Origin of the sequence: Serratia grimesii (assembly GCF_900186025.1) — a bacterium.
GTDB lineage: Bacteria > Pseudomonadota > Gammaproteobacteria > Enterobacterales > Enterobacteriaceae > Serratia > Serratia grimesii.
This window is the reverse complement of record NZ_LT883155.1, coordinates 4,214,096-4,230,038: the sequence shown is the minus strand read 5'-3', so window position 1 is coordinate 4,230,038 and position 15,943 is coordinate 4,214,096. Positions and strand designations below refer to the sequence as shown.

Genomic DNA, 15,943 nt, shown 5'->3' with positions numbered 1-15,943 from the left:
ATCAAGGGACACTGCATGATGCAGTGTCCCTTTTTTATTGTCGTCGCAGGATAACTCGAACGGAATAAGGAGCAATGATGAAAGCAGCTATTGTAAACGTCCTGGGCCAGGCACCTGTGGCCGGTAATGTGGATGAACCGACCGCGCGCGAAGGTGAAACGCTGATTACGGTGAGTGTCGCTGGCATAAAACAGCTGGATCGTGCCATGGTGGCAGGAACCCATTACTCCAGTCCGAAGAGCTTGCCGATCGTGCCGGGTACCGACGGTGTGGGCTATGCGCCAGACGGTCAGCGGGTTTATTTTGCCTCTTTCCGCCAGCCACACGGTGCGTTAGCCGAACGCACTGTTGCTTCCTGGACCGTACCTGTGCCGAAGGGCGTGGATGACGCTACCGCAGCCGCATTGATCAATCCGGCGTTCGCTGCCTGGCTGCCGCTGCACTGGCGCGCTGAGGTTCAGGCAGGGGAAACGGTGCTGATCATTGGTGCTACAGGGACTTCAGGCAAACTGGCAGTGGCTGCTGCGCGTCAGGCAGGGGCGGGTCGTATTGTCGCTGCCGGCCGTCGTCAGAGCGTGCTGGATGCATTGGGTGTGGATGCCACGGTCGATCTTTCACTGGAAGGTGCGGAACTGGTGCAGGCTTTCGCCGCAGCGGCAGGTCCAAATGGGTATCAGGTTATTGTCGATTACATCTGGGGTGCGGCCACAGAAGCACTGCTTGCGACACTGAACAACCACGACTTGTCCTCTTACGCCGGTGGACGCGGCATTCGCTTGGTCAATGTTGGCTCGATGGCGGGGCCGGACATTCGGTTGCCCGCGGCGGTCCTGCGCAGTAATCAATTGCAGATTATGGGCAGCGGTACAGGCAATTTCCCTCCGGTGGCTGACATGCAGAGATATGCCAGTGAGATCCTGGCGCTGGCAGCAGCCGGGGAGATCTCGGTTGAGACTCAGGAACACGATTTATCCGAGATCGCCGACGTGTGGGATCTTAATAAGAAAAGCGACGTGCGTTCGGTGATCCGAATCGCCAGATAAACAGCCAACTACTCGCGGTAATAGCAGGCCAGATGAATATCTTCCGGTTCACGGACAAACAGTTCGGTATCGGGTTGGGTCATCAACTGGCAACCCTGAGACAGATAAAAATCCACGGTGTTTTTACTTGGGATAGAAGAAACATACAGCCCGAGAGCACCGTCTTGGCTGGCTTGATGTAGGCAATGGCTGAACAGACGTTTGCCCAGCCCCTTGCCACGCTGGCTGGCGCTGACATAGAAAAACAGCAACTGATGTAAGTCCTGCCGCGGCCCGCGCGGCAGGGTATCGAGCACCGCAGCTGCAAGGATTTTCTTCTCTTCGAACAGGGCGAGAAAGCGGCCCCCACGCGCAAAGCAGTGTTCATGGATCGCGCTATAGGTTTCGCGATCGTGCGGATCCCAACCCTGCAGATCGTAATGGGCGGTATAGGGCTGTAATTTGCCATTCTGCATGCGGTAGAACGTGTCGATCACTTCACTGCGGTCAATCTGCCATAGCAAATCAAGTTGATGTTGTTGCAGCAAAATGGGTTGAGTCATCGTCGGTTAATTCTCTCGTGGTGCAAGGTAATTTTCGGGCAGATCGATGATAAAACCGATGCCGTGCTCATCAAGCCCTTCGGTTATCCGCAGTTGTGCGCCAATTTTATCGGCCAGGTTTTTCGCAATGGCGAGCCCGAGACCGCTGCCGCTCTGTTGCGTACCGGGTACGCGATAAAAGCGCTCGAACAGTCGTTTGTGGTACTCCCGACGGATACCGGGGCCATTATCACGCAATGTAATATAGCAGCCCAGCGGCGACAGTGACCGGATGTTAGCTTCGATTCGCCCACCGTTTGGCGCATATTTAATGGCGTTCTCCAGCAGGTTGGTGAATATCGTAATCAGCGAATGGCGATCGGTCTCAATCATCACATTTTCACTACCATCCAGAGAGAGTTCGACGTTCTTCTCCAGCGCATAGGGGACATGTTGGGCAATGCATTTGCTGATCTCTGCGTGGATATTTACCGCTTCAATCTTCAGTGGGAAGTCTTCCGATTCCAGTTTGGCCAAGTCAATCAGTTGGCGTGACAGCGATGCGGCGCGGTCCAGCCCGTGTTGCATGTCTTCAATGATCTCCTGGCGTTCGGATTTATCAGCTACCTGGGTCAGCAGGTGCAACTGTGCCAGCACGGCAGCGATTGGGGTACGTAGTTCATGCGCCGCATCGGCCATAAAGCGCTTTTCACGCTGGTTGGCGGCGTCGATACGAGCCATCAACTTATTAATTTCTAAAACGATCGGGCGAATTTCCTGATATTGCGCACGCACATTGATCGGCGATAAGTTACCCGGCTTGCGGTCAGAGATCATTCTGGCGATTTGCCGCAGTGGTCGCAGGCTGAAATAGGCCGTAACCAGCAGGGCGACAATGATTGCTGCCAGAATGACCAGCAGCGGGATCGCCGTGCTTTCAGCCGGATTGCCGAAAATAGTGGTGCGGTTGTCAAAGGATTCACCGACAATCACCCTAAATTGCTGCTTATCGCTCCAACTGCCGGCGATATGCCACTTCACGTTGGCATAGCTGATGGTGCCGGATAGCACCGAAGGCGGTAGAATCAAGGGTTTTTCTTGGGAAGGGGAGGCGTAAAGCATCTTATTATTGTGGTCGTAAACCACAAGTAACGGGCGATAGTCTATTTCATCCTGCATACCGTTTTTAATGGAGTCGATATACATGACTTCGATATCTTTAATAACATCAAGATAATTGAGATCGGTAATGTCGGATTTATCAAGAATATTGGCAATGCCACGTGCAACAATGCGTTGCTGATTATCCAGATATTTTTCTGCATCGGGGTAATAGAGATATTTTACCCAGCCAATCAAAATCCCCCAGAGTAATAATATTGCCAATACCTGAAAAATGATGGTGCGCATAAAAAAGGATTTAAAACTGATCATCCTTGGCTCTCTTTTTTTAATAAATAGCCGATGCCACGCACGGTAATAATTCTTTCCTTACCGATTTTGCGTCTTAAATTATGCATATGCACCTCGAGGGAGTTGCTTTCCACGCTGTCGCCGTTACCGAATAAACTCTGTTCCAATGCGGCCTTACGTACCACTGTACCGGCACAACGCATGAGCTCATGCAGTAAGCGGTACTCTTTTTTCGATAGTAGCAGCAGTTCGTCATCCAGCGTGACCTGGTGGTTCATCGGATCCAGATACAGATTGCCCAGGCTCCAGGTTTGGGAGGCAAACCCCGCCATGCGACGGTTCACTGCCTTCACGCGCGAGATTAATTCCGGTAGTGCAAAGGGCTTAGCCAGGAAGTCATCCGCGCCGGAGTCCAGACTATTGACCAGGCTTTCAATGCGATCTCGGGCAGTCAGAATAATGATCGGAATGTTTTGTCCGGCGGCGCGCCATTCGATCAGCTTTTGTAATCCGTCACCGTCGGGCAGAGTCAGATCCAACAGCATTAAATCGAAACTGCCTTGCGTTAATTTATGTTGTGCATCATGGACCAACCGCACCCAGCACAGCTCAAACCCAGCCAGCTCTAATGCACGGCACAGGGCTTTGCCCAATTGCAGATCGTCTTCCACTAACAATATATTCACGTGGTATCCGGTTTATATCACTACGCTGGCGGCTATATAACTACAACCGTCGGGGGAAGACAACGCCGCACGGCTTTTCGCTCATACCTTCTTAAGCAAACCTTAATCTGCCGTTAATTTCACGTTAAGGGAGCAGCGCTTTGATTCGGGTAGGCTTCACAGCACAGTCATTACCGCAGAGTAAGCACAATGCATATCAGCAATGCTTCAAATTTAGCTATCACTGGCGGATTTATTCGCTTGTGCGCGATCTTATTTGTCGTGCTGTTCATGGTGCATTTTCACGCTGACGCGCAGGGTATAAATAATCCAATAGCACATTCATCAACCTTGCAGCCCCAATTGCAGACGGTGGTTTCAGATGTCTGTAGTCGTTTCAAACCGCGAATAAAAAAACAATTGCGGCGCCTGGTGGCGCTATAAACCTCATTAAATATAAGGCAAATACGGTGAAAAATACCCTGGGTTATTCTGCGATGACGCTGCTGATGATATTTCCCTTGCAGGGATCTGCGCAGGAGGAAGAAAAAGCGTCGTTGACGCTTAGCGGGGGCATTGCGGTGGCGCCGTTATATCAAGGGGCGTCTATTTATAGCGCGGTACCGCTGTATGATCTTCAGGCAGGTTATGACAATCCGACATGGGGAGATTTTAGTCTGGGACTGGGGGGGGCCAGTTGGCAGTTGCCGTTGTCGGGACCATTCGGTATCGCCTTATTGGCGGGTTATGATGGTGGACGAGACGAAAACATCAAAACGTTGGGGGGGCGTAAAAATCGGCTCAAAGGCATGGGGGATTTGGATGGCGCGTTTGAGGCGGGTATTGAACTGAGTTATAAATTCGAACCCTTCCGCACCTATATCAGGGGAATGCAGGCGACCAAGGCGCGTCAGTATGGCGGTGAAGACTTGGGGCATACTGCCTATATCGATGTGGGGGTGGCGGCGTTGTACCCGTTAAGCGATGCGCTTAGTCTTTCAGCCGATCTGACTACCACGTGGGCCAACAAGGGTTATCAGCGTGGCTACTTCGGTGTCACCCAGCAGCAAGCGCAGCATAGCGCTTTTGATGCCTATCGCCCAGGAAGCGGCTTTAAGCAGGTGATGCTCAATACCGCGTTGAATTATCAATTGACGCGGGAAATCGCCTTCCAGGGCGGCGTCGGTATCTATACTCTGTTGGGTGATGCGGCGAACAGCCCGATCGTCGAGAAAGAGGCCGCTGGGGTGGCTTTCCTGAGCGCCAGCTACAGTTTCTGATTTCCCAACCAGAGAAGGAATAGCATGACGAAAGTTGCATTGGTCACCGGCGCCAGCCGGGGTATTGGCCGCGCCACAGCCCTGCTTTTGGCCCAGAAGGGCTATGCGGTGGGCGTTAACTATTTGAAAGATGAGGTCGCGGCACAGCAGGTTGTGACGGAGATTGAATCACAGGGGGGTCAGGCGCTGCCGCTGCGGGCGGATATTGCCGATGAAAGCCAGGTGGTAGCGATGTTTATCGAACTGGACGCAACCCTTGGCCCAATCAGTGCGCTGGTCAACAACGCCGGCATTCTGTTTCAACAGACAAGCATTGAACACCTCACGGCAGAGCGAATTAACAAGGTGCTGAGCACCAACGTCACCGGCTATTTCCTTTGCTGTCGTGAGGCGGTGAAACGGATGGCGCATCGTCATGGTGGGCAGGGCGGCTCAATCGTCAACGTCTCTTCAGCCGCAGCCCGTTTAGGAGCCCCCTGGGAGTATGTCGACTATGCCGCATCGAAGGGGGCGGTAGACACGTTAACCACCGGACTGGCGCTGGAAGTGGCGGCTCAGGGTATTCGTGTCAATTCTGTGCGACCGGGGTGCATTTACACCGAAATGCACGCCAGCGGCGGCGAGCCGGGACGTGTTGATCGGGTTAAGGGCAATCTGCCGATGCAGCGTGGCGGCACCCCGGAAGAGGTCGCGGAAGCCATTACTTGGTTGCTGTCTGATGCAGCTTCTTACGTCACCGGCAGCTTTATCGAAGCGTCCGGCGGCCGCTGAGGTTTCATAGTATTCTCAGTGAAGCGCACAAGCCGTTATGAGTGGCGTGCCGGGTGATGGAGCCACCCGGCTTGCTACGGTAGCCAGCGTGTTACTTCAGCCAGCCTTTACGTTGTGCGTCCTGTAAGTGCTGCAGCAGGTATTTCCACAACTCCGGTTGGACATCAGCGATGGTCGTGTTGCGCGCCAGTACTTGCTCAAGACTGATGCCGTTCTCGACCCAGCTTTGGCCGCCATTGTGCAGGTTCATCAGCATCGGCATCGTGCGGTCCAGCACCAGCGCAAAGCGCGCGTCGGCGCTTTCGCCATCTTCATATTCCTGCCATAAAGCGGTGAAATACTCGCGCTGAGTGTCTGGCAGCATACCGAAAAGCCGGCGCGCTGCAGCCACTTCTACATCATGGATTGCTGCACGTGCTGCCAGATCGTAGACCAGTACATCACCGGCGTCGATCTCAACGATGTCATGCAGCAGCGCCATCTGGATCACCCGCTGGATATCTACGCCTTCACCGGCATAGGGTGCCAGGCTCAGGGCGGCAATAGCAAAATGCCAGCTATGTTCGGCGGAGTTCTCCTGGCGTTGGGTGCCCAGCACTTTAGTGCGGCGTTGCACGCTTTTCAACTTGTCGATTTCCATCAGGAACTGGATGACCTGGGTCATGGAGCCGAAATCTAACGCGGGTACAGCGGATGACATGGTGTAAACCTCAAGGTAGATGGGTTGAAGCCGATCGATTGTAGACCAGTGGGAGAGGGATTTCGATGGTTACACGCGTACACAGTTTTATTTTGGCGTACACGTGTACACTGAAATTATTCTCAGTTAAGCTGCTTTGCGGTAATTTCGAACAATATTGGGCGTTTTGAGGGGTTGTGCTTTATGGGAAAAACGGGCGTAGTGAAAGTCAGTACCGACAACGTTGCCGTTGCGGCCTATCCGTGGGCGGAAGAAATCGCCAACAGTATCAGCCACGGTATCGGATTGGTTTTCGGCATCGTCGGCTTGGTATTGCTGCTGGTACAGGCCGTTGATAGCGGCGCTGGCGCAACGGCCATCGCCAGTTACAGTCTCTATGGCGGCAGTATGATACTGCTGTTTCTTGCTTCCACGCTCTACCATGCAATCCCCCATCAAAAGGCCAAGCACTGGCTGAAAAAATTTGACCACTGTGCCATTTACCTTTTGATTGCCGGTACCTACACGCCGTTTCTGCTCGTGGGGCTGGATTCACCGCTCGCCAAGGGACTGATGGCAGTAATCTGGGGCTTGGCGTTACTGGGCGTGTTGTTCAAACTCGCGTTTGCACACCGTTTTGAAGCCTTATCGCTGGTGACTTATCTGACGATGGGGTGGTTGTCGCTGATTGTGATTTACCAACTGGCGACCCGTCTGGCTATTGGCGGTGTGACGTTGCTGGCGGTTGGTGGTGTGGTTTATACCCTGGGGGTGATTTTCTATGCCTCTAAGCGTTTCCGCTTTGGCCATGCTATCTGGCATGGTTTCGTACTCGGTGGCAGCCTGTGTCACTTTATGGCGATTTATCTGTACGTCTGATTGCCGCCTGATGGGCGTTAATATCATGTTGATCAAGCGTTTCTTTTAGGTTAGAAAAGAAGCGCTTGTTTCTTTCGGGTATCCAGCAAGCCCATTTTTTTCATTCCTGAGCCCGCGAACTGCACCTTCGGTGCCTACGTTAATTTTTTCAGGACTCATCACTATGATCGTTCGTTTATCCAAAGCGTTGCTGGTGTGCGCGATGGCGCTATTCGCCACGTTGGTGGCATTTGGCAATATCACGGATTACGGCTCCAACTTCGCCTTTGTGCGTCATGTATTTATGATGGACACTATTTTCCCTGACGCCACTATCACCTACCGTTCAATACAGACTCCATGGCTGCATCACGCCGGCTACATTGGCATCATTACGCTGGAAAGTCTGACTGCACTGTTGTGTTGGATGGGGGGGTTGCGTCTTCTGTGCGGCTTGAAACTGCCTGCGGTGGCCTTCAATAGAAAGAAAACATTGGCGGTGGCTGGTTTGACACTGGGTTTTCTGACCTGGCAGGTGGGTTTTATGTCGGTGGGCGGCGAGTGGTTCGGCATGTGGATGTCTAAGCAATGGAACGGGGTACCTGATGCTTTCCGGTTCTTTGTCACCCTCATTTTGGTGCTGATCTATCTGGTGCAGCGGGACGGCGAACTGGACGAGTAAGGCATCAGGCAGCAGGCTCACGCCTGCTGCCTGGGTACTACTTCTCTTCCGCCAATGAGTATGGCAGCGGTTTGATAACCAGTTGGCTGGTGGCGTCGTCGCGCACCCGCAATGTGCTGTCGGCGTCCAGATCGTTGTTCAGGACAACCTGTACCCACAGTGTACCGTCGGTCAGTTTGGCTGCGCTCAGTACCGTGCCAGTACGACGCCAGTTCTCACCCAGTTGTAATTCCACGTCCTCAGCGGCCTCCGGCACTCGCCCGGCTTTGCCTTCTAACCAGTACAGCGCTCGCTTATTGGCGCCGCGGAACTTGGCACGTGCGACCATTTCCTGGCCGGTATAGCAGCCCTTGCTGAAGCTAATGCCTTCCAATGCCTGTAGATTGGTGGCCTGAGGAATTAGCTGCCCGCTGTTGGCGCTGTCAATGACCGGATAGCCGGCTTCAATATCCAGCGTTAGCCACTGTTGGCTGTCGTTCAGTTCTGCTTGTTCGTGCAGTTTACTCACGAGCTGTTCAGCAATGGCAGCGGTAGTAACCAACAGAAAACGTTCTGCTGGCAGAGCGAAATGCAGCAGGGTAGTTTCCCCGTCTTGCACGACTTGATGTTCAGCATCCGGTAGGGTGCTGAAAACGTCCGCCAGCGCCGCGCGTGCCTGAAAACCGGCCACGCCTAGCAACACTGCTTCGCTGTCGGCGGCAATGGTGAGTTTGGAAAATACCGCGTATTTTTTGATTTCAGCCAATTGACTGTCCAGCACGCTGCGGCGTTCCAGATAGGCAAAGCCTTCACCGCGATGGAATAGACGCAGGTTGCTCCACATTTTGCCCTTGGCATCACAATGGCCACACAACACGTGCCGATCGGCGGGCAGCGCTTCGATATCGGCGGTCACCTGGCCTTGAAGGTATTTCACTGTGTCCGGCCCGTTCAACGTCACCAATGCCCAATCTTCCAGTGAGATCAGAGTCAGAGGTAGATGGGAGGAAGCGGAAGGCTGACGGGGTGGAAATGGAATTTTATACGCCATAATAAGTTCCTGCTTAACGTTTGGCTTAGAACCTATCCCAATAGGCTATTTTATTTGCCCTTTTACGCCAGGGCGGTGCTCGTAACCGTCATGTACTCTGTGTACGTCCGGCTCTTGCGCGCAGTCGGTGCCCAAACTGCCTACAACTATTATGCCTATTGGGACAGGTTCTCAGGTGTGTTGACTCCATGGTAAAAGAGGCGGCGGGCTTTGCAAACTGTTATTCACGCTTGCCTCCCCGGCAGCGCTTTTTTTGACATTTAGCGCTTAATTGCGTTTTACGCAGAGAACCTTCTTCCCGGCGAGTATGTCAAATTGTTACTCTATAGGCTTGCGGCCAAGGGTAACCCTTGCAGACAGATCTTTGGCTGATGGAATTATATCGCGCCGGTGTTGCCATACAGTGTGTCAGTTGAACCCTGCGATGGCGTTGCCACGCTGAAAAGAGGTTAGTCATAACAACATGGATATTAATAACAAAGCACGTATCCACTGGGCTTGTCGCCGTGGTATGCGCGAACTGGACATCTCCATCATGCCGTTCTTCGAGTATGAATACGACCAGTTGAATGACACAGACAAAGCGCTGTTTATCCGCCTGCTGGAATCTGATGATCCCGATCTCTTCAATTGGCTGATGAATCATGGCGCTCCGCAGGACAGTGAACTGCAGAGAATGGTGACACTGATCCAGACGCGAAATAAAGACCGTGGCCCAGTGGCGATGTGACGTCCGTATTTCCTGGCGCACCCAGTTACTTTCGCTGCTGACACACGGCGTACTGATTCTACTGATTCTGATTTCACCCTGGCCGGAGGGTTACGGCCCAATCTGGCTGGTCCTGCTAACGCTGGTGGTGTTTGAATGTATTCGTAGCCAGAAGCGCATTGCGTCGCGGCAGGGTGAGCTACAGCTGCTGCCGAATCAACGCTTGGGTTGGCACGGGCAGGAATGGCAACTGGTAAAACAGCCTTGGATGCCGCGTTATGGCATCTTGTTGACGTTGCAGCCGACGCAGGGGAAAAAACGTCGTCGGTTGTGGCTGGCTTCGGATTCTATGGGCAAAGCCGAATGGCGGCATTTGCGTCAGGCGCTGCTGTATCCGTCCGCCAGTGATGACGAGGAATCCTGATGAAGCCGACGCTCTGGCTGGTGGAAGATGAGCCCAGCATTGCCGACACGCTGATTTATACCCTGGAAAGCGAAGGCTTTCAGGTGCGCTGGTTCGAGCGCGGTGAGCCGGCATTGCAAGCGTTGGCGCAGGGGCCTCCAGCGCTGGCTATCCTCGATGTCGGCTTGCCAGATATCAACGGTTTTGAACTGTGCCGCCGGTTGCTATCGCAGTCGGCGGATTTACCCATCCTGTTTCTCACAGCCCGCAGCGATGAAGTTGATCGCCTGATTGGGTTAGAAATTGGTGCCGACGATTACGTTGCCAAACCCTTTTCACCACGAGAAGTCAGTGCCCGCGTGCGCACCATTCTACGCCGCTTGCAAAAACAACAGCGTCTGCAACAGCCCGCACTGTACAGCTTTGGTCCTTTTGGGATGGATGAACAGGCCGCGGCCATCTATTACCATCAGCAACCACTGCCGCTAACCCGCTACGAATTTTTGTTGTTGAAAACCTTACTGCTGGCACCTGGCCGGGTATTTTCACGTCAGCAGTTAATGGAAAGTGTCTGGGCTCAGGCGGAAGAAAGTCTGGATCGTACCGTCGACACTCATATCAAAACGCTGCGTGCCAAATTGCGCGCGGTTGATCCCGGTGAACCACCAATCCACACCCATCGTGGGTTGGGTTACAGCGTGAGCCGTCAGCCATGAGAATAGGTTTGCGTCTGCTGTTGGGATATTTCCTGATTGTGGCCGTCGCGGGCTATTTCGTGTTGAGCATTTTTGTACAGGAAGTGAAACCCGGTGTGCGGCGAGCAACCGAAGGCACATTGGTCGATACCGCCAATCTGCTGGCGCAGATCGCACGTTTGGACATGCAGCGTGCCGACGTGGCGCACGGGCAACTGGCGCAGGCGTTTGCCCAGCTTAATCAACGGCCTATTGGCGCCAATATTGCCGGTATCCGTAAGGATCGCAGCGAATACCATGTCTATCTGACGGATCAACAGGGCAAGGTCATTTTTGATTCCAGCGGGCAGGCGCTCGGGCAGGATTACTCACGCTGGAATGACGTCTATTTGACGTTGCGCGGTCAATACGGTGCGCGCAGTACGCGCAGTAATCCGCAAGATGAAAACAGTTCAGTTATGTACGTCGCCGCACCGGTGTTGGAGCAAGGAAAAATTATCGGTGTGCTCAGTGTTGGCAAACCAAACAGCACTATGGCACCGGTAATCAAGCGCAGCGAGCGGCGCATTCTATGGGCTGGCGCGCTGTTATTGGGCATTGCACTGCTGATTGGCCTGGGTTTTGTTTGGTGGATAAACCGTTCGATTGGGCGGTTGGTGCGTTACGCTGACGGCGTGGCGCAGGGCGAAAGCACGCCGCTGCCGAAAATGGGCGGCCATGAACTAAAGCAATTAGCGCAATCGCTGGAAAGCATGCGCGTGAAGCTGGAAGGCAAGGCTTACATCGAACAGTATGTGCATACCCTAACCCATGAGCTGAAGAGCCCACTGGCGGCGATCCGTGGTGCAGCCGAGCTGCTTCAGGAATTGCCTCCGCCGGCCACGGCTCAGCGTTTTCTGACCAATATCGAACAGCAGAGTGCACGCATTCAACAACTGGTGGATAAACTGTTGGTGCAGGCGCGGCTGGAAAGTCGGCCCGGTTTGGAATTGGCACCTTTGGCGATGGCGGTGTTGGTACGTCAGGCCGTGGCAGGTAAAGAGGCGCAAGCAGCGCAGCGTGGCGTTTTGCTACAGATTGAGGCGGTTGAGGAGATTACCTTGACCGGCGATGGGTTGCTGATCAGCCAGGCGTTGACCAACTTGCTCGACAATGCATTGGATTTCACCCCTACGGGCGGTGCCATCAGTGTGCGTGGCGAACGGCAGGACAACCACTATAGCATCACCATCAGTGACGACGGCACGGGCATTCCCGATTATGCACTGGACAAGGTGTTCGAACGTTTTTATTCACTGGCCCGGGCCGATAAGCCTAAAAGCAGCGGTCTGGGGTTGAGTTTCGTGCAGGAGGTCGCGCGGTTGCACCGTGGCGGCATTCGCTTGCTTAACCGTCAACCGCACGGTGTGGCGGCTATTTTCACTTTATCTCTCTGACTTCACCGTCCCTTCACATAACCACATCCTGTTTTCACCAGAGGCCTTTATCGTGGCGCAATAACCTACAAGGAGCGCGCGGCGATGATGAAATCGGTATTGTTTTGGAAGATAACCACTCTGCTGGGATTGATGATCTTAATGATCATTCCTGTGACACAGTTAATGAATGTGATTGAGGAGCGTAGCGGCTACCGCCAGAGCGTGGTGGGGCAGGTTAGCGAAAGCACCAGCCGGGCACAGCGCATCTTGGGGCCGCTGATTGTCATTCCTTATAGCGAACGGGAAGAGAAGACGGATGACAAGGGGCAGAAGGTGGTGCAAATGATTCGCCACCACCGTTATCTCCTGCCGGAGACTTTACAGGTCAGTGGCAAACCCAATGTCGACGTGCGTAAGTTGGGCATCTATCAGACTCAGGTGTATCAAGGGCCATTAAATTTTAAGGTGAAGTTTGGCCAGCCTGATCTGGCCGACTTGCAGCGCAGCAATGTGATTATTGGTCAGCCATTCTTACTGGTATCACTTAGCGATTCACGCGGCATCAAAAGTATCTCACCTCTTATCAGTGAACAGTCACAGACGACCTTTGAGCCGGGTACTCAGGTCAGTGTGCTGCATCAAGGGGTTCATGCGCCGCTGACGCTGCCCACACTGCAAAAAATGGGGCTGGATGCCGAATTTACCCTCACACTGGCGGGTACCAGCAGTTTGTCATTGGTACCGCTTGGGCGTAGCAGTGAATTGACATTGCAGAGCAATTGGCCGCATCCGAATTTCCTCGGCAACTTCCTGCCGGATGAGCGTAAAGTGACGGAGAGAGGCTTCAGCGCTCGTTGGCGCAGCACTTGGTTTGCCAACAATATCAACAGTGCTTTCCATTACGATGACGAAATCATCGGCGAAGAAAAACTGCCGACCTTTAGTACCAGCCTGATAGAACCGGTGGATCACTACCAACTGACCGAACGCGCAGTGAAATATGCAGTGTTGTTTATCGGCCTGACGTTTATGGCGTTCTTCTTATTCGAAACTTTGACCGGCCTGCGAGTACATCCCATCCAATATCTGCTGGTTGGTGCCGCGTTGGTACTTTTCTATCTGATCTTGTTGGCATTTTCCGAGCATTTCGGTTTCGGTATGGCCTATCTGTTGGCCAGTATCGCCTGCAGTGGATTGATTGCCTTTTACCTCAGTGCGGTGCTGCGCGGCAGGCTGCGAGGGGGGATATTTGCTGTCAGTTTGTTGATGTTGTACGGCGTGCTGTATCTGCTGCTGCAATCGGAAGATAACGCATTGGTACTCGGGGCTGGGTTGCTGTTCGCTATTTTGGCGGGAATCATGTTGCTGACGCGTAAATTAGACTGGTATCAGGTGGCTGATCCGGCACGGTTGAACGGTGAAACACCGGCTGATGAGGGAGAAGGCCGCTTCCGGTTGTGGAAATAACAGTGGAGTGGGCGCGGTTACCGCGCCCATTGGCATTACAACAGTGGTTCCATCTCCAATAGGATTTGTTCACACCATTGTTGCAGACGCTCTTCACTCATGTCGTATTGGTTCACATCATCCAGTGCCAGACCGACAAAGTGTTTGCCGTCAGCGCTAAGCGGTTTCGGGCTGGTAAATTCGAAACCGTCGATCGGCCAGAAACCAATAAACTGTACGCCGAGCGGGGCAATGTGATCGTGCAGCATACCGAGCGCATCGAGGAACCATTCGCCATAACCGAGTTGATCGCCCATGCCATACATGGCGACAATTTTCCCCTGCAAATCCAATGTGGTCAGTTGCGGCCAGATCGCTTCCCAATCTTCCTGCAATTCACCGAAGTCCCAGGTTGGCATGCCGAGGATCAGGATGGAATACTCTTCCATTAGCTTGGGGGAGACATCTTTCAGGTTGTGCAGATCGACCAGGTCTTCTCCCAGAATCTCACGGATTTTTTCTGCCGCCATTTCTGTGTAGCAGGTGCTGGAGCCGTAAAACAGACCAATCTTCATGTGTAAACCGTTTATATAGCCGTAGGTAGAATTGCAGCGAGTATACCCGATTTGTATCGGCTTAAGGCATAATGCCTGTGGCATAAACGTAACAAAGAGAGGACCGCGTGCAACAGCAAGATCATGCATTGATTGAGCAATTCCTGGATGCGCTGTGGCTCGAACGCAATCTGGCAGAAAATACGCTGGCCTCTTATCGGCTGGATCTGCAGGCGCTGGTCGCCTGGCTGAACCAACAAAATATCCCTCTGCTACAGGCGCAAGCGTTGGATCTGCAGGCATTTCTCGCCGAGCGAGTAGAGGGGGGCTACAAGGCCACCAGTTCTGCGCGTTTGCTGAGCGCCATGCGCCGTTTGTTCCAATACCTGTACCGCGAAAATATACGCAACGACGATCCCACTGCGCTACTCGCCTCGCCGAAGTTACCGCAACGGCTGCCGAAAGATCTGAGTGAAGCGCAGGTTGATGCGTTACTGCAGGCGCCATGTGTTGATCAACCGCTGGAACTGCGTGACAAAGCGATGCTGGAAGTGCTGTATGCCACTGGCCTTCGTGTTTCTGAGTTGGTTGGGTTGACCATCAGTGACGTCAGTCTGCGCCAAGGCGTGGTGCGTGTGATTGGTAAAGGTAACAAGGAACGACTAGTCCCACTGGGCGAAGAGGCGGTGTACTGGATAGAAAATTACCTGGAACATGGGCGTCCGTGGATGGTAAACGGCCAGGCACTGGATGTTTTGTTCCCGAGCAACCGTTGTCAGCAAATGACTCGACAGACATTCTGGCATCGCATCAAACACTATGCGATCCTAGCGGGCATTGATAGCGAGAGACTGTCGCCGCACGTGTTGCGTCATGCGTTTGCCACCCATTTGCTGAACCATGGTGCCGATCTCCGTGTCGTACAGATGTTATTGGGGCATAGCGACCTCTCAACAACACAAATTTATACGCATGTAGCGACTGAAAGACTGAAACAGCTACATCAACAGCACCACCCGCGTGCCTGACACGCCGGGTTCAAAAGGATTGGAAGAATGAAGAAAGGTTTAATGCTGCTCTCCCTGCTGGTGGCGTCTGTGACTGGCGCGGCCCATGCCGACGATGCGGCAATCCAAAAAGCACTCGGCAGCCTGGGTATTCAGCAGGCAGACGTACAGCCTTCACCGGTCAATGGCCTGAAAACCGTGCTGACCGATAACGGCGTATTGTACGTGACAGAAGACGGCAAACACATTCTGCAAGGCCCGCTGTACGACGTTAGTGGCAAAGAGCCAGTGAACGTCACCAACCAGCTGCTGACCACCAAGCTGGAAGCGTTGAAAGATCAAATGATCGTTTACAAAGCGCCGAAGCAAAAACACGTGATCACCGTGTTTACCGACATCACTTGCGGCTACTGCCACAAGCTGCATCAACAGATTAAAGAGTATAACGATCTGGGTATCACCGTTCGTTATCTGGCCTTCCCGCGCCAGGGACTGAATTCCCAGGCCGAGAAAGACATGCAATCAATCTGGTGTACCGCTGACAAAGCCAAGGCCTTTGACTTGGCAATGAAAGGCGACGCAGTTTCACCTGCGACCTGTAAGACCGACATTAGCAAACACTATGCGCTTGGCGTGCAGTTCGGTATTCAGGGCACCCCCGCCATCATTCTGGAAAATGGCATGATGATCCCTGGCTATCAGGGGCCGAAAGAGATGGCCGCTATGCTGGACGCACATCAGACTGCAACCAAAACCGGTGGTTAATCGC

At 53.3% G+C, this 15,943-nt stretch carries 19 protein-coding genes; 13 read left to right on the top strand and 6 right to left on the bottom strand.

Going from position 1 to position 15,943, the window contains the following annotated elements; all coding sequences use genetic code 11:
* The first annotated feature begins 77 nt into the window (after positions 1-77).
* Complete coding sequence (locus tag SGBXF1_RS19860) at positions 78-1,043, top strand: quinone oxidoreductase family protein (RefSeq protein ID WP_186427424.1); 966 nt, start codon at positions 78-80, stop codon at positions 1,041-1,043.
* An 8-nt stretch (positions 1,044-1,051) separates the two neighbouring features.
* Here the strand turns inward: SGBXF1_RS19860 and SGBXF1_RS19855 are convergent, their stop codons facing one another.
* Genes SGBXF1_RS19855 through SGBXF1_RS19845 form a run of 3 tightly spaced genes read right to left on the bottom strand, consistent with a single transcriptional unit; the run spans position 1,052 to position 3,663 of the window.
* Positions 1,052-1,585 (bottom strand): GNAT family N-acetyltransferase, encoded by a 534-nt coding sequence (locus SGBXF1_RS19855; RefSeq protein WP_186427423.1) that lies wholly within the window; start codon positions 1,583-1,585, stop codon positions 1,052-1,054.
* Between the two features lie 6 nt (positions 1,586-1,591).
* Entirely contained in the window at positions 1,592-2,998 is a 1,407-nt protein-coding gene (locus tag SGBXF1_RS19850; RefSeq protein WP_186427422.1) for an ATP-binding protein, read from the bottom strand.
* Positions 2,995-3,663 (bottom strand): response regulator, encoded by a 669-nt coding sequence (locus tag SGBXF1_RS19845; RefSeq protein ID WP_037418263.1) that lies wholly within the window; start codon positions 3,661-3,663, stop codon positions 2,995-2,997. Before SGBXF1_RS19845 ends, SGBXF1_RS19850 begins: the two co-directional genes overlap by 4 nt.
* Before the next feature lie 189 nt (positions 3,664-3,852).
* Here SGBXF1_RS19845 and SGBXF1_RS23910 point away from each other — a divergent pair, with 189 nt between their 5' ends.
* From SGBXF1_RS23910 to SGBXF1_RS19835, 3 genes are read left to right on the top strand one after another with little or no spacing between them, the layout of a single operon-like run.
* On the top strand, positions 3,853-4,086 hold the full coding sequence (locus tag SGBXF1_RS23910) for a hypothetical protein (RefSeq protein ID WP_238320987.1): 234 nt from the start codon (positions 3,853-3,855) through the stop codon (positions 4,084-4,086).
* A gap of 26 nt (positions 4,087-4,112) precedes the next feature.
* The gene (locus SGBXF1_RS19840) at positions 4,113-4,922 is read left to right on the top strand and encodes a MipA/OmpV family protein (RefSeq protein ID WP_186427421.1); all 810 of its coding nucleotides are present in this window, start codon (positions 4,113-4,115) and stop codon (positions 4,920-4,922) included.
* A 24-nt stretch (positions 4,923-4,946) separates the two neighbouring features.
* Positions 4,947-5,693, top strand: a complete 747-nt coding sequence (locus tag SGBXF1_RS19835; RefSeq protein WP_186427420.1) for an SDR family oxidoreductase — start codon at positions 4,947-4,949, stop codon at positions 5,691-5,693.
* Between the two features lie 91 nt (positions 5,694-5,784).
* Here SGBXF1_RS19835 and SGBXF1_RS19830 read toward each other — a convergent pair whose 3' ends face one another.
* Positions 5,785-6,393 carry an HD domain-containing protein gene (locus SGBXF1_RS19830; protein ID WP_037418270.1) on the bottom strand — a complete coding sequence of 203 codons (609 nt, stop codon included), beginning with the start codon at positions 6,391-6,393 and terminating at the stop codon, positions 5,785-5,787.
* 183 nt (positions 6,394-6,576) lie between these two features.
* On the opposite strand from SGBXF1_RS19830, the gene trhA reads away from it, so the two are divergent.
* Both trhA and SGBXF1_RS19820 read left to right on the top strand, forming a co-directional pair.
* Positions 6,577-7,251: a PAQR family membrane homeostasis protein TrhA gene (gene trhA, locus SGBXF1_RS19825; RefSeq protein WP_186427419.1), complete on the top strand. Its 675-nt coding sequence runs from the start codon at positions 6,577-6,579 to the stop codon at positions 7,249-7,251.
* 163 nt (positions 7,252-7,414) lie between these two features.
* Complete coding sequence (locus SGBXF1_RS19820; RefSeq protein ID WP_037418276.1) at positions 7,415-7,912, top strand: DUF2165 family protein; 498 nt, start codon at positions 7,415-7,417, stop codon at positions 7,910-7,912.
* A 37-nt stretch (positions 7,913-7,949) separates the two neighbouring features.
* Here SGBXF1_RS19820 and ygfZ read toward each other — a convergent pair whose 3' ends face one another.
* Positions 7,950-8,942, bottom strand: coding sequence for a tRNA-modifying protein YgfZ (gene ygfZ / locus SGBXF1_RS19815; protein WP_037418279.1), 993 nt, complete (start codon positions 8,940-8,942; stop codon positions 7,950-7,952).
* Positions 8,943-9,405: 463 nt separating this feature from the next.
* On the opposite strand from ygfZ, the gene sdhE reads away from it, so the two are divergent.
* The 5 genes from sdhE (at position 9,406) to creD (ending at position 13,634) form a co-directional block, all read left to right on the top strand.
* Positions 9,406-9,672: an FAD assembly factor SdhE gene (gene sdhE, locus SGBXF1_RS19810; protein ID WP_037418284.1), complete on the top strand. Its 267-nt coding sequence runs from the start codon at positions 9,406-9,408 to the stop codon at positions 9,670-9,672.
* Positions 9,653-10,075 (top strand): protein YgfX, encoded by a 423-nt coding sequence (locus SGBXF1_RS19805; RefSeq protein ID WP_037418286.1) that lies wholly within the window; start codon positions 9,653-9,655, stop codon positions 10,073-10,075. Before sdhE ends, SGBXF1_RS19805 begins: the two co-directional genes overlap by 20 nt.
* Entirely contained in the window at positions 10,075-10,770 is a 696-nt protein-coding gene (gene creB / locus SGBXF1_RS19800) for a two-component system response regulator CreB (protein WP_037418288.1), read from the top strand. Before SGBXF1_RS19805 ends, creB begins: the two co-directional genes overlap by 1 nt.
* Entirely contained in the window at positions 10,767-12,185 is a 1,419-nt protein-coding gene (gene creC, locus SGBXF1_RS19795) for a two-component system sensor histidine kinase CreC (RefSeq protein WP_186427418.1), read from the top strand. Before creB ends, creC begins: the two co-directional genes overlap by 4 nt.
* Before the next feature lie 84 nt (positions 12,186-12,269).
* Positions 12,270-13,634, top strand: a complete 1,365-nt coding sequence (gene creD / locus SGBXF1_RS19790; protein WP_037418294.1) for a cell envelope integrity protein CreD — start codon at positions 12,270-12,272, stop codon at positions 13,632-13,634.
* 35 nt (positions 13,635-13,669) lie between these two features.
* On the opposite strand, the gene fldB is transcribed toward creD, so the two are convergent.
* Positions 13,670-14,188 carry a flavodoxin FldB gene (gene fldB, locus SGBXF1_RS19785; RefSeq protein ID WP_017893855.1) on the bottom strand — a complete coding sequence of 173 codons (519 nt, stop codon included), beginning with the start codon at positions 14,186-14,188 and terminating at the stop codon, positions 13,670-13,672.
* A 107-nt stretch (positions 14,189-14,295) separates the two neighbouring features.
* On the opposite strand from fldB, the gene xerD reads away from it, so the two are divergent.
* On the top strand, positions 14,296-15,195 hold the full coding sequence (gene xerD / locus SGBXF1_RS19780; RefSeq protein ID WP_130381937.1) for a site-specific tyrosine recombinase XerD: 900 nt from the start codon (positions 14,296-14,298) through the stop codon (positions 15,193-15,195).
* A 27-nt stretch (positions 15,196-15,222) separates the two neighbouring features.
* Positions 15,223-15,939 carry a bifunctional protein-disulfide isomerase/oxidoreductase DsbC gene (gene dsbC, locus SGBXF1_RS19775; RefSeq protein WP_037418300.1) on the top strand — a complete coding sequence of 239 codons (717 nt, stop codon included), beginning with the start codon at positions 15,223-15,225 and terminating at the stop codon, positions 15,937-15,939.
* Positions 15,940-15,943: the final 4 nt, after the last annotated feature.